Source organism: Yinghuangia sp. YIM S09857 (assembly GCF_051388915.1).
Taxonomy (GTDB): Bacteria; Actinomycetota; Actinomycetes; order Streptomycetales; family Streptomycetaceae; genus Yinghuangia.
The window spans coordinates 129671-142512 of record NZ_JBPKBH010000016.1 but is presented as its reverse complement, the minus strand read 5'-3'; the positions used below and the strand labels follow the sequence as shown (position 1 = coordinate 142512).

Genomic DNA, 12842 nt, shown 5'->3' with positions numbered 1-12842 from the left:
CCCGCGCGTCGGCCGGAGCACGATGGACCCACCGATCGCCGCGGCGTTCCGGTGGCGGACGTACGGGGCCCCGCTCGTACGCCGACCGCCACCGCCGCGCGGTGAGGCCCCGGGGGGAGGCCTCACCGCGCGGGGCTCCGCACCGATACGTTCGGCCCGCATCGACCCGGGCCGCGCGTAGGGCGTCCAGGGGACACCCGGTGCACGGCGGAGCCGGGACCACCGCGGCGATCGGCCCCACCCGGCCCGCCGACAGCCGCTCTGCCGCGTTCCGCGGTTCGACGGCACAGCGGCGGCGGAGCGCGGAGGGCGGAGGAGGATGTTGCGGTGGCTGCAACCGGAGCACCGCTGACGGTCGTCCTCGTCGACGACCACGAGGGTTTCCGCAGGCTGGCGACGCGGCTGCTGACCTCGTGGGGGTACCGGGTGGTGGGGGAGGCGGCGGACGGGCCCGGCGCGGTCGAGGCGGCCCGGCGGCTGCGCCCCGACCTGGTGCTGCTCGATGTGCAGCTCCCGGGGTACGACGGCTTCACCGCCGCCGACCGGATCCGGGCGGACGACGCGGGGGTGGGGATCGTGCTGATATCCGGACGGGCGCGCGACGACTACGGCGACCGCATACCGGGCGCGCACGCCGACGGATACATCTCCAAGGAAGAGTTGTCCCCGCAGACCCTCGCCGCCACGCTGCGCACCTCGGGAACGCGGCACGCACTCGGAACCGCACCCTGGCACACCCCGGGAACCGGACCCCGGCACACCCCGGGAACCGGACCCCCGCGCGCATCCGGCACGGGATCCCGCCCCGCCTCGGAAGCCGGACCCCAGCCCACCGCCGACCCGCCTCCGGCGGACACCCCGTGAACCGCAGCGCGCGCGTAACCCGCACCATCATCGCGTGCCAGGCCGCCGCCACCCTGCTCGCCATCATCGCGGTCCGCCACGGCGGCTACGGCCTCACCTGGGCCGAGACGATCAGCCGCACCGTCCTCCCGCTGCTCGCGGGCTGGGCGTTCGCCTGGTGCGCCGTGGTCGCGGCCGAGCGCCGCCGACCCGGCGACGCGATCTGGCCGATGCTGCTCGCCGCCGTGATGTGCACGCTGATCCTCTTCGGCGGCGTCCACCATAAGGCCGCCTTCATCGTCGGATTCCTCGCCGACTGGCTGGTCATGGGCTTCATCGCCCACGTCATGACCGACTTCGCGCGCGGTGACGCGTACCCGCGGCTGCGCCGCGCGCTGCTCGCCGCCGCGTACCTCACCACCGGCCCCTGCGTGGTCCTGTGGTTCTCGCTCTCCGGTGGCTGGAACGCGACTCCGCGCGACCTGCTCGCCGAGACCGACGTCGGCACCATCTCCGTGGACCGCGCCGACATCGTGTTCTCGATGCTGCCGACCGTCGTGTACGTCGTCGCGCTCACCCTCTTCTGCTTCCGCTGGTGGACCGCGAGCCGCCTGCTGCGCCGCGGCTGGACCCCGGTGCTGCTCGGCAACATCGGCATGACCGGGGTGTACGTCTACACCGGCCTGATGGTGATGGTCCCGGCGCTGCGCGACACGTACGGCACCGGCATCGCCGCCGCGCGCGTCTCCCTCGCCGTATGGCCGCTGTTCCTGCTGGCCGGCATGATCCGGGCCCGCGCCGGGCGTTCGGTGGCCGCCGACCTGGCCGCCGAGCTCGGCCACTCGCCCCCGCCTCCGGGCCGCCTCCAGGGCGCGCTGGCCCGTTCGCTGCGCGATCCGAGCCTGCGGCTGATCTACTACCGGCCCGCATACGACGACCACGTCGACCCCGACGGGCGGCCGAGCCCGCTGCCGGAGCCCGGGCCGGGACGCGCGGTGATCGCGCTGCCGGGAGTCGGGGCGATCGCGTACGACCCGGCCCTCGACGAATCCCCGGACCTGATCCGGGCGGTGGCCGCCACCGCGCGGCTGCTGATGGAGAACGAGCGGCTGCACGCCGAGGTGCGCGCGCAGCTCGCCGAGGTCCGGGCGTCCCGCACCCGTATCGTCGAGGCGGGCCTCGCCGCCCGCCGCCGCATCGAGCGCGACCTGCACGACGGTGCGCAGCAGCGGCTGGTGACGCTGGCGCTGATGCTGCGGGTGGCGCGTACCGCGGTGCCGGACGGCGACGACGCGCTGGCCGCGAGCATCGACGAGTGCGCCGGGGAACTCAAGCTGGCCATCGCCGAGTTGCGCGAACTGGCCCGCGGCATCCACCCGGCGGTGCTCACCGAGGCCGGGTTGGCGGCGGCGCTGGTGTCGCTCGCCGAGCGGTCGCCGGTGCCCGCCGAGGTGGTCGCGGTGCCCGACGACCGGTTTCCGCCGGGCGTCGAGGAGGCGGTGTACTTCGTGGTCAGCGAGTCGCTGGCCAACGCCGCGAAGCACGCCGGGGCGGCCCGCGTGACGGTCGCGGTCCATCAAGGGGAGGGGACGATGACGGTGGAGATCGCCGACGACGGGGTGGGCGGGGCGGAGCCTTACGGCGGCTCGGGCCTGCGCGGACTCGCCGACCGCGTCGAGGCGTTGGACGGCGTCCTTACCGTGCACAGCCCGGCGGGCCACGGCACCAGGATCCTCGCGGAGCTGCCGTGCGCGTCGTGATCGCGGACGACGCCCTGCTGTTCCGGGAGGGCGTCGCGCGCCTGCTGGCCGAGGCCGGCTTCACCGTGGTCGGCCAGGCGGGCGACCCGGACGGGCTCGTCGCGCTGGTGCGCACCGAACACCCCGACGTCGCGATCGTCGACATCCGCATGCCGCCGACGCACACCACCGAGGGCCTGGACGCCGCCGTCACGCTCGACTCCGTGCGGCCCGGCATCGGCGTGCTCGTGCTGTCGCAGTACGTCGAGGGCCACCACGCGCTCCGCCTGCTCGGCGGCGACGCGCCCGGCCGCGGCTACCTGCTCAAGGAGAGCGTCACCGACCTCGACCTGTTCGCCGCCGCGGTGCGCACGGTCGCGGACGGCGGGGTCGTCGTCGACCCGGAGGTGGTCGCGGGCATGCTCGGCCGCCGACGCACCGGCGGGGCGCTGGCCGGGCTGTCGGACCGCGAGACCGAGGTGCTGTCGCTGATGGCGCAGGGCCGCTCCAACCAGGCCATCTGCGCCGAGCTCTTCTTGAGTCCGAAAACGGTCGAGACGCACGTGCGCAACATCTTCGGAAAGCTCGAACTCCCGCAGGGCGCGGACGGAAACCGGCGGGTCCTGGCGGTTCTGACCTTCCTCCGCGAGGGGAAGATCGGCCGGTGACACACTGAAGGCATGAGTTCGCCCTCACCCCAGTCGGTCTCACTGGACGACATCCGCGTCGCGCACAAACTGCTCGACGGAGTCGCCCGGACCACACCCCTCGCGGGCTGCCGCGCGCTGACCGAGCGCATCGGCGGCCCCGTCTACCTCAAGTGCGAGAACCTCCAGCGCACCGGCTCGTTCAAGATCCGCGGGGCGTACGTGCGCATCGCGGGCCTCAGCGCGGAGGAGCGGGCGCGCGGCGTCGTCGCGGCCAGCGCCGGGAACCACGCGCAGGGTGTCGCGCTCGCTGCGCAGTTGCTGGGTGTACGGTCCACGGTCTTCATGCCGGGCGGGGCGCCGCTGCCGAAGATCGCCGCGACGCGCGGCTACGGCGCCGAGGTGCTGCTGGAGGGCACCACCGTCGAACACTGCCTGGCCGCCGCCGAGGCGTACGCCGAGGCCACCGGCGCGGTCTTCATCCACCCCTTCGACCACGAGGACATCGTCGCAGGCCAGGGCACGGTCGGCCTGGAGATCCTGGAGCAGTGCCCGGAGGTGCGCACGATCCTCGTCGGCACGGGCGGCGGCGGGCTGCTCGCGGGCGTCGCCGTCGCGGTCAAGGCGCTGCGCCCGGACATCCGGGTGATCGGCGTGCAGGCGGCCTCCGCCGCCGCGTACCCGCCCTCGCTGGCGGCGGGCCACCCGGTCGCGCTGCCGTCGGCGACGACGATGGCGGACGGCATCGCGGTGGGCCGTCCCGGCGACGTGCCGTTCGCGCTGATCAGCGAACTGGTGGACGGGGTGCGCACGGTCGGCGAGGAATCGCTGTCGCAGGCGCTGCTGCTGTGCATGGAACGCGCCAAGCTGGTCGTGGAACCGGCCGGTGCGGCGTCGGTGGCGGCGCTTCTGGAGGCGGGCGGGTCGCAGTCGTACGTCACTATCGAGCCACCTGTGGTCGCGGTCCTGTCGGGCGGGAACGTCGACCCGCTGCTGATGCTGCGCGTGCTACGGCACGGCCTGGCGGCGGCCGGGCGGTACCTGTCGCTGCGGGTACGCATCCCCGACCGCCCCGGCGCGCTCGCGACGCTGCTGGCTGAATTGGCGGCGACGGACGCCAACGTCGGCAACGTGACGCACGTGCGCACCGACGCCTCGCTGCAACTGGGCGAGGTGGAGGTCGAACTCCAGTTGGAGACCAAGGGGGTCGAGCACTGCCGCGAGGTGATCGCGGCGATGACGGAGGCGGGGTATCCGGTTACGGAGGCGTGAGGCTCGGGTGAGCGGGCCGCAAGTTCGGCGCTGGACGTGCGGTGCTGGACGTGCGGTGCCGGATGCTCGGCGCCGTCCTTGTCTGGGACCGCGCACCCGGCCCAGAGTTTTTGCGCGCGTGCCCCGTCCGACACGTTCGGGCGTCCGCGGCCTGATCTTGCCCTCACGCTGTGTCAGTGCGCTTTGCTTGGCTGGTGTCGTCCCGTGGCCGGGAGGAAAACCGGTCGCGCGGGTTCGGGCCGCGCGGCAGGGTGGAAAGCGACACGCACAAGATCGGATACCCGTCCGGTCGTGACGGCCGCCGATCCGGCCCCGTGCCCCCTTCACGACCGCAGCGGAACACCGCCCGAGGAGTGATCCAACGACATGCAGGACGCGATCATCGCCGAAGGTCTGGTCAAGACCTTCGGTGACGTACGGGCGCTCGACGGCGTCGATCTCAATGTGCCGACGGGGACCGTGCTCGGCCTCCTCGGGCCGAACGGGGCCGGCAAGACCACGACCGTGCGGGTGCTCACGACGCTGCTGACCCCGGACTCCGGCCGCGCGACGGTGGCCGGTTTCGACGTCGTCAAGCAGCCGAACCAGGTGCGGCGCTCGATCGGGCTGTCCGGCCAGTTCGCCGCCGTGGACGAGTATCTGACGGGGCGTGAGAACCTCCAGATGGTCGGCGAGCTCTACCAGATGAGCGCGAAGGACTCGAAGGCGCGCGCGGGTGAGCTGCTGGAGTGGTTCAACCTCGCGGACGCGGCCGACCGTCCGGCCAAGACGTACTCCGGCGGTATGCGGCGGAGGCTCGACCTGGCCGCGGCGCTGGTCGTCCGGCCGCCCGTGATGTTCATGGACGAGCCGACCACCGGCCTCGACCCGCGCAACCGCCTCGCGCTGTGGGACGTCATCCAGAACCTCGTCGCGGACGGCACCACGCTGCTGCTGACCACGCAGTATCTGGAGGAGGCCGACCATCTCGCGCACGACATCATGGTGGTCGACCACGGCAAGGTGATCGCACGCGGCACCGCTGACCAGCTCAAGGCCCAGACGGGCGGCGAGCGCGTCGAGGTGGTCGTGCACGACCGCGAGCTGATCGACACCGCGACCGAGGTGCTGCGCGGGTTCAGCCGCGACGGCGTGTCGGTCGACCAGCACACCCGGCGCCTGACAATCCCGGTGCAGGGCGGCGCGAAGCTGCTCGCCGAGGTCATCCGCGAACTCGACCAGCGGGGCATCGAGATCGACGACATCGGGCTGCGCCGCCCGACCCTCGACGACGTGTTCATCTCGCTCACCGGGCACCACGCCGAGGAAGCCGACCAGAACGGCGGCGACGAGGAGAACGACGGCGCGGACGGCCGTACCGCCGGCTCGACCGCACAGAACCGGAAGGACGCCGCACGATGACCACCGACGCCGTGGCGAAACCCTCGATCTCGCCGCAGACCATGGCGCCCAAGCCACGTGGCGGCATCGCGCAGTCGGTGCACGACTCGCTGGTCATCGCGCGCCGGAACCTGATCCGGATGAAGCGGATTCCCGAGATCGTCATCTTCGGGCTCATCCAGCCGGTCATGTTCGTGCTGCTGTTCGCGTACGTCTTCGGCGGCTCGATCAACGTCGACGGGTCGACCGACCCGAAGATGTTCCGCGAGTTCCTGATGGCGGGCATCTTCGCCCAGACGGTCACCTTCGCCACCGCCGGTTCGAGCGCCGGTATTGCGGAGGACATGACCAAGGGCCTCATCGACCGCTTCCGCTCCCTGCCGATGGCCCGCGGGGCGGTGCTGACGGGGCGTACGATCGCCGACCTCGTGCAGACGGCGCTCACGATGGCCGTGCTGATCGTGGTTGCGGTGCTGGTGGGCTGGCGCATTCACGAGGGCCTGCCGAAGGCGCTGGGCGCGATCGGCCTGATGCTGCTGCTGGGCTACTCGTTCACCTGGATCGGCGCCCTGATCGGCCTGTCCGTGCGCACTCCGGAAGCCGCGACCTCAGCCGGCCTCATCTGGCTGTTCCCGCTGACCTTCGTGTCGAACGCGTTCGTGCCCACGGCCGGAATGCCGTCGTGGCTCCAGCACATCGCCGACTGGAACCCCTTCAGCGCGACAGTGCAGGCGGGCCGCGTTCTCTTCGGCAACCCAGGCGTGTCGGAGTCGAATGCATGGCCCATGGAGCACCCCGTCTGGGCGTCGCTCCTGTGGTCGCTGTTGATCATCGTCGTCTTCCGCACCCTCGCAGTACGCAAGTACCGCTCCGCAACCGCCTGATCGCTTTCGCTGGTAAGCAACGGCCCCTGGCAGACCCGAGTTTCCTCGGATCACCAGGGGCCGTTGCTGTGCTTTGGTCAGCCCTTCAACACCCCTGTGAGCGCCACCCATGCCTCGGGCCGCAGGACGAGGTGGCCACGCGAAACGTCCTTGGAGTCGCGCGTCCCGACCACACCGCCGAGCGGCGCCACCTCGACGCAATCGCCCCCCTGCTGCCCGCTGTAGGACGACTTCCGCCATGCCCGCGGGGAAGGTGCTTCGGTCATGCCATGCCCTCCAAGAGGTCTCGCAGGTGCTGTCGTGTCCGCTCAGGTGACAGCGTGTCAGCTCGAAGCAGATCGTAACGGCGCTGGACCTCGGCCACGCCCAACTGATCACTAGACATGCGTCCCTCGAACGTCCCCTCGGCATAGGTGCATTCACCTTTGCCAGGCACCGTGAGCAACACAAACGCGCCATCCATGCAGGCGTGCAAGCCCGCCTCCATGGGGACCATTTCCAGAATGACGTTGTTCAGCGCGATCACGTCGAGCAAGTGCGTGACCTGGACTTTGGCTACAGCCTGGTTCGTGCACAGTCGCAGCAACGCCGCCTCATCGACCACCGCCCAATACTCGGGCGCATCCTCCTTGGTGAGGACGCTCTTGCGCGCGAGTCGCCGTGCCACCCATTTGTCGATGGTCCCGTGCGGAACCCGCGCGCGGCTCAGTAGCGTGCGCATGTACTCCTCGCACTGGAGCAACCCGGGGATGACCTGCGGCTGAAAGGTGCGGATCCTGCGCGACGCCGCCTCCGCGTTGGCGAAGGTGTCGAACCATCCCGGCTGGTCATCGGTGAGCTTCGCGGCGTGCACGGCTGTCGCGATCAACAACCCTTTGGCGTCCAGCCGTTCGTCGAGTTGCGCGACGAACTCCTCGTGCGGCCGTCGCTCCGCCGTCTCAATCTGTCCAACAAAGGAGCCTGTTGCATGCAGCTCGGTTCCCAGCCGGGCCTGGGTCAACTCGGCCCTCTGGCGGTAAAACCGCAGGTGCGCACCGAACAGCGCCCACATTGACGCTTCAGGGTCAAGTTCCTTTGCCGCAGGCATCGTTCGCACGTCTCCCAGTTGAGCTTGTTGAACGCCCTACCGTTCCCAACGTACCGCCCAACCTGTTCGCTGAGTAGCGGAACAGTCACTCGGAGGTGGGCAATGGGCGGTCAGGACGACCGAGGGCGACGCCGCGAAAGCCGCATGACGATCACGACCTACGTCGCAGCAGCGAACGGCCAAGTCCACCCCCTGGGCCCGCAATCCCACGTAGTCCGCCCCCGCGACCCCCTAACCCTCCCCACCCACCCCCTCCGCTGGCCCCCCTGTACCTGCCCCCAATGCCGCAAACCCGAGGTCGGCGACATGAACTCCCTTCATTGACACGCTGGTTGGATGGAAAGCAATCACGAAGGAGGAACTGATGTTCAGGCACTCTGACCGGCTCCCTGCCGGTCCAGCCCAATCGCGCAACGTCCAAACGCACATCCCTTGGGCCCTGCGCATGATGCGGCCCTACCCGAACCACGGGAGTGTGGACTACGCCTCGGTGGCGATCGACCCGGTAACGCAGGCCGGTCGGTTCCTCGACGCGCGCGGACGAGTGATGGAGATGCCCAAGCACGGTACGTCCACCGGCACGAAGGAGAGCACGAAGACGAGCCAGGGGGACGGGCAGAACGCCGGAATGGACGCGGACTCCACCAGCGACAACGACCAATGACCGGCGGTACGGCCGAACATGGCGAGCGGCCGGTTTGGGTGGTGACGCAGGCGGACGATTCGACCGCGGACCTGGTCATCCTCGAACTCCACCGACGCGGAGTGCCCGTGGTGCGCTTTGACTCCGGGGACTTCCCTCATTCCCTGAGCGTGACCGGTGAAATCGGGGGACAAGGCGTCGGCTGGCGGGGCTCGTTGGCTACCGCCAGCCGGACCAGCGCGTTGGACCGCGTCCGAGCCCTGTACTACCGCCGACCGTCGGGGTTCTCATACCCGGCGCTGTCCTCCCAGGATGCGAAGTTCGCCACGGCGCAGGCACGTTACGGGCTTGGCGGCATCGTGGCGTCCCTGCCTGGGTGCCTGTACGTCAACCACCCCCATCGAATCGGGGACGCCGAGTTCAAGCCCGCCGGTCTCGCGTCCGCGGTCGCCTGCGGCTTCTCCGTTCCCCGTACGCTCGTCACGAACGAGCCTGAGGCGGCAAAAGCCTTCGCGCAGAGACACGCCCCGGTCCTGTTCAAACCACTGTGGTGCTCGGCGTGGCAGGACGTACGCGGTGACTGGTGTGCCCCCGCCGTGGCTCCAGTGACCGCAGAGGCGATCGACGAGCAGGTGTCCTCCACCATGCATCTGTTCCAGGAAGTCGTGCGGAAATCAGGCGACATCCGTACCACCGTGATCGGCGACCGCGTTTTCTCGGTGCTCATCGAGTCGGAGCTGCTGGATTGGCGTGACAACTACGACGCCTTGGCGTACCGCGTGATCGATACTCCGGGCCGGGTCCGTACGTGCATCGACCGGTACATGCGGTCGTTCGGGTTGGTCTTCGGGGCCTTCGATTTTGCCTACACGGCAGAGGGTGAGTGGATATTCCTGGAATGTAACCCGTCCGGCCAGTTTGCCTGGCTGGAGCCGCGGACAGGGCTGCGGATGGTCGCTGCCCTTGCTGATCTCCTCCAGGAGGGGACATGACCCCCGATCAGGATCCGCCCGAGGCGGCGGCGTTGAACCGGGCGATGATTGCCCGGCTGGCCGTCGACCGCGATCTCTCCGACCCCGTTGCTGATGCGATTCGACGGACTCCGCGCCACCGCTTCGTGCCGAACGGCTACTTCGTCGCGGTACCGGGCTCGACGCCGACCGCGTACCGTCCCCTGCTTCCCTGGGAGCATCCGGCGGAGTGGCTCGCCGGTTGCTACGAGGACATCGCGCTCGTCACCCAAGTCGCGAACACCGTTGCGCCCGGCGAGGTTCGCGGGGAGATCCTGCGCGAACCCACCTCCTCTGTCTCCGAGCCAGGGCTCGTGGCGTTCGTCCTCGACGAGGCTGGGCTTTCCCCGGGCCAGCGCGTGCTGGAGATCGGCGCCGGCGCCGGATGGAACGCCGCTCTACTCTGCGAACTCGTCGGCGAGGACGACGTGTTCACTGTCGAAATCGATCCGTCCATCGCGGCGCAGGCCACCACCAACCTCTACGGCTCCGAGCGCTATCCAACCGTCGTCGTCGGCGACGGCCGGGAGGGGTACGCGCCCGGGGCTCCGTACGACCGCCTGATTGCCACCTGCGGCGTTGCAGGGATCTACCCGGCCTGGCTCGACCAGATGAAGCCCGGCGGCATCATCCTCGCCGGGCTCCGCGGTCGGCTCCTCAGTTGCGGGTTGGTGCGCCTTCGCGTCCAGGACGACGGGACGGCCGAGGGCCGGTTCATCTCGGGCGGGAACTACATGCCCGCACGCCAGGAGGTCCCACCACGCCACCTCATGCTGCCGGACTTCGACAGCGGCACCGAACGCATCAGCACGATCGGCACCTCCGACCTGCACGACAACGCCGCCCTCGTACTGGCGGACAGCGTCGCCCCGGCCTTCCAATGGACGCGCGTCGGCATCGACGGACGAACGCCGACGGACGCGTACATCGACCAGGACAGCGGCTCGTTCGTCGTCGTCACCGATCGCCCCGACGGAACCGCGGTCATCCGTGAAGGCGGCCCCGACCTCATGTGGGCTCGCGTCGAACACGCCATCACGACGTGGCGGCAGGCGGGGCGGCCGGCAATTGAGGCGTTTCGGGTACGCGTGACTCCCGATGGGCATGCGATCTCGATGCCGTAAAGGGCCGACCCAACCTCCGGAGCGGGTTGTTCGTCTTTAGGGATCGACTGCGTGGGGCGGGCCAGGGGGCGGGGGCGGTGCGGGTGGGGGATCGGCAGGAGGCGTTGGAGGTGTTCGTCGCGGCTCGGGGGCGGGCGCTGACGCGGTACGCGTACCTGCTCTGCGGCGCGGAGGCGGCCGAGGACCTGGTGCAGGAGGCGCTGGTACGCGCCCTCGCGCGGCGGCGGGACCTGCCGGAGGACCCGTACAGGCTGGAGGTCTACGTACGGCGCGTCATGGCCAACCTGGTCATCGACGCGGGACGTCGCGCGACGCGCTGGCGCGGGATCACGCCGCGGGTCGCGACCTCGGCGGAACTCGCCGACGTGTCGGGCGAGGTGTGCGAGCGGGTGACGCTTGCCGCCGCCCTGGCACGGCTGTCCCCGCGGCAGCGGGCCTGTGTCGTCATGCATTACTACGAGGACCTGCCGCTCACCGAGGTTGCCGAACGCCTCGGATGCAGGGTCGGGACGGTGAAGAGCCAACTCCACGACGCCCGGAGGGCGTTGGCCGAGGTGTGGGTGGGGCGGCGGACGGATCATGGGTCCGCCGAGCCCGAGCCCGAGTCCGAGTCCGAGTCCGAGCCCGAGCCCGAGCCCGAGCCCGAGCCCGAGCCCGAGCCCGAGCCCGAGCCGGAGCCCGAGCCGGAGCCCGAAGTCGCGGTTGAAGTCGCCGTTGAAGTTGGGGTTGAGGCAAGGGTCGAGAGGAACGGAGGCGCGCGTGAATGACATCGACGACCACCACCTGACGGCCGAGTTGGTCGCGACGGCCGACGAGGCCCCGGAGCCGACGCGCCTCGACGCCGTACGACTGCTGGACGCCGCCGACCGCCGCCGTCGCCGGAGGCGCTACGCGGCAGGGGCCGTGGCGGCGTCCGCTGCGGTGCTGGCCGGGGCGGTCGTCCTGGCCGCCACCCTCGACGACGGCGGCGACCGCACGCCCGCCGTCGCCGCATCCGGTAACACCACAGAGCCTTCCGCCCCGGACGCCCCGCCCGAGCAGCCGTACACGCAGCTCCCCCGCCTGGACGAAGGCACCCTGCAAAACATGTCGCAGACCGCAGGCAACCTCGGCCGCGGGCAGTTCGCCGACATCTTCACCAACCTGCGTACCGATACCTGCCGCTGCTCGGTGACGGTGTTTCTCACCGACCTCGCCCGAACCGACGCGTTCCTCGCCGCAATGGTGGCGCGGGACGCCCGGATCAACACCGCACACGTGCAGTTCGCGAAGGGTGCCCGCAGCCGGACGGTGTGTCAGAACCTGGCCAACGCGACCTGGGACGACCTGCGTTCGCGCGCACTGCCGTTCCAGGTGTTCTCGCTCTCCCCGACGATCGACTGCACGGCACTGGAGATCGGTGTGAGCGATCCGCACGTTGCCCAGGCGTACTTCGACACGCCTGCGAACAACGTGGGCCGCGAGGGGCTTGTGCTGGTCGCAGTACAGGGGCAGATCGCCCAGGCCTACTGACCGCGGAAAGAGCGCAGGGCCCCGGCCGGTGCCGGGGCCCATGCGCTTGGCAACGCGTGTGCGCGCAACGGGTCGCGCGCCACATCGGGGTCAGCCGGTGTAGGGCTTGACCTCGATGATCTCGACGTTCATCGACTTGCCGTTGGGCAGCTCGTAGCTGCCGCTGTCGCCGATCTTCTTGCCGTTGATCGCGGTGCCGAGCGGCGACGCGGGGGAGTAGACCTCGACGTCGCCGCCGACGTCCTCGCGCGACCCGAGCAGGAACGTCATGGTGTCGTCCTTGTCGCCGTCGAACGCGACCGTCACGATCATGCCCTGGCCAACCACACCGGTGTCCGCGGGCGCCTCGCCGACCTTGGCGTTGTCCAGGAGGCCCTTGAGCTGGCGGATGCGCAGCTCCTGCTTGCCCTGTTCCTCCTTGGCCGCGTGGTAGCCGGCGTTCTCCTTGAGGTCGCCCTCCTGTCGGGCTTCCTCGATCTTGGCGGCCAGCTCGGTACGGCCGGGACCCGACAGGTGCTCCAGCTCGGCGGTGAGCCGGTCGTACGCCTCCTGGGTGAGCCAGGTGACGTTGTCGCTGGTCTGGGTCACGGATGCTCCCTCGGTCATGGAACGTGTTTTCGTCCCGGATAAACCAGAGCCCCTTCACCATCCGGGGCGATGTGCGCCGCCGGCGATGAAGGGACGAAACCCCGAGCCTAACA

General features: G+C 70.3%; 14 protein-coding genes. 11 read left to right on the top strand and 3 right to left on the bottom strand.

Going from position 1 to position 12842, the window contains the following annotated elements; all coding sequences use genetic code 11:
* Positions 1 to 327 precede the first annotated feature (327 nt).
* The 6 genes from ACRX5S_RS29120 (at position 328) to ACRX5S_RS29095 (ending at position 6765) form a co-directional block, all read left to right on the top strand.
* Entirely contained in the window at positions 328 to 864 is a 537-nt protein-coding gene (locus ACRX5S_RS29120; RefSeq protein WP_436776113.1) for a response regulator, read from the top strand.
* Positions 861 to 2603: a sensor histidine kinase gene (locus ACRX5S_RS29115; RefSeq protein WP_436776112.1), complete on the top strand. Its 1743-nt coding sequence runs from the start codon at positions 861 to 863 to the stop codon at positions 2601 to 2603. Before ACRX5S_RS29120 ends, ACRX5S_RS29115 begins: the two co-directional genes overlap by 4 nt.
* Positions 2591 to 3250, top strand: a complete 660-nt coding sequence (locus ACRX5S_RS29110; RefSeq protein WP_436776111.1) for a response regulator transcription factor — start codon at positions 2591 to 2593, stop codon at positions 3248 to 3250. Before ACRX5S_RS29115 ends, ACRX5S_RS29110 begins: the two co-directional genes overlap by 13 nt.
* A gap of 12 nt (positions 3251 to 3262) precedes the next feature.
* Positions 3263 to 4501 (top strand): threonine ammonia-lyase, encoded by a 1239-nt coding sequence (gene ilvA, locus ACRX5S_RS29105; protein WP_436776110.1) that lies wholly within the window; start codon positions 3263 to 3265, stop codon positions 4499 to 4501.
* 366 nt (positions 4502 to 4867) lie between these two features.
* Positions 4868 to 5902, top strand: a complete 1035-nt coding sequence (locus tag ACRX5S_RS29100) for an ATP-binding cassette domain-containing protein (RefSeq protein WP_436776109.1) — start codon at positions 4868 to 4870, stop codon at positions 5900 to 5902.
* A gap of 41 nt (positions 5903 to 5943) precedes the next feature.
* Positions 5944 to 6765 carry an ABC transporter permease gene (locus ACRX5S_RS29095; RefSeq protein ID WP_436776161.1) on the top strand — a complete coding sequence of 274 codons (822 nt, stop codon included), beginning with the start codon at positions 5944 to 5946 and terminating at the stop codon, positions 6763 to 6765.
* Between the two features lie 77 nt (positions 6766 to 6842).
* Here the strand turns inward: ACRX5S_RS29095 and ACRX5S_RS29090 are convergent, their stop codons facing one another.
* On the bottom strand, positions 6843 to 7031 hold the full coding sequence (locus tag ACRX5S_RS29090) for a DUF397 domain-containing protein (protein WP_436776108.1): 189 nt from the start codon (positions 7029 to 7031) through the stop codon (positions 6843 to 6845).
* Positions 7028 to 7852, bottom strand: coding sequence for a helix-turn-helix domain-containing protein (locus tag ACRX5S_RS29085; RefSeq protein WP_436776107.1), 825 nt, complete (start codon positions 7850 to 7852; stop codon positions 7028 to 7030). Before ACRX5S_RS29085 ends, ACRX5S_RS29090 begins: the two co-directional genes overlap by 4 nt.
* A 364-nt stretch (positions 7853 to 8216) precedes the next feature.
* Here ACRX5S_RS29085 and tgmA point away from each other — a divergent pair, with 364 nt between their 5' ends.
* From tgmA to ACRX5S_RS29060, 5 genes are all read left to right on the top strand, one after another.
* Positions 8217 to 8516: a putative ATP-grasp-modified RiPP gene (tgmA, locus tag ACRX5S_RS29080; RefSeq protein WP_436776106.1), complete on the top strand. Its 300-nt coding sequence runs from the start codon at positions 8217 to 8219 to the stop codon at positions 8514 to 8516.
* Positions 8513 to 9487: an ATP-grasp ribosomal peptide maturase gene (gene tgmB, locus ACRX5S_RS29075; RefSeq protein WP_436776105.1), complete on the top strand. Its 975-nt coding sequence runs from the start codon at positions 8513 to 8515 to the stop codon at positions 9485 to 9487. The genes tgmA and tgmB overlap by 4 nt, the downstream gene beginning before the upstream one ends.
* Entirely contained in the window at positions 9484 to 10629 is a 1146-nt protein-coding gene (locus ACRX5S_RS29070) for an ATP-grasp peptide maturase system methyltransferase (protein WP_436776104.1), read from the top strand. The genes tgmB and ACRX5S_RS29070 overlap by 4 nt, the downstream gene beginning before the upstream one ends.
* 83 nt (positions 10630 to 10712) lie before the next feature.
* Positions 10713 to 11396 (top strand): RNA polymerase sigma factor, encoded by a 684-nt coding sequence (locus tag ACRX5S_RS29065; RefSeq protein ID WP_436776103.1) that lies wholly within the window; start codon positions 10713 to 10715, stop codon positions 11394 to 11396.
* Positions 11389 to 12141: a hypothetical protein gene (locus ACRX5S_RS29060; RefSeq protein ID WP_436776102.1), complete on the top strand. Its 753-nt coding sequence runs from the start codon at positions 11389 to 11391 to the stop codon at positions 12139 to 12141. Before ACRX5S_RS29065 ends, ACRX5S_RS29060 begins: the two co-directional genes overlap by 8 nt.
* A 90-nt stretch (positions 12142 to 12231) precedes the next feature.
* Here the strand turns inward: ACRX5S_RS29060 and greA are convergent, their stop codons facing one another.
* The gene (gene greA / locus ACRX5S_RS29055) at positions 12232 to 12729 is read right to left on the bottom strand and encodes a transcription elongation factor GreA (RefSeq protein ID WP_436776101.1); all 498 of its coding nucleotides are present in this window, start codon (positions 12727 to 12729) and stop codon (positions 12232 to 12234) included.
* Positions 12730 to 12842 lie beyond the last annotated feature (113 nt).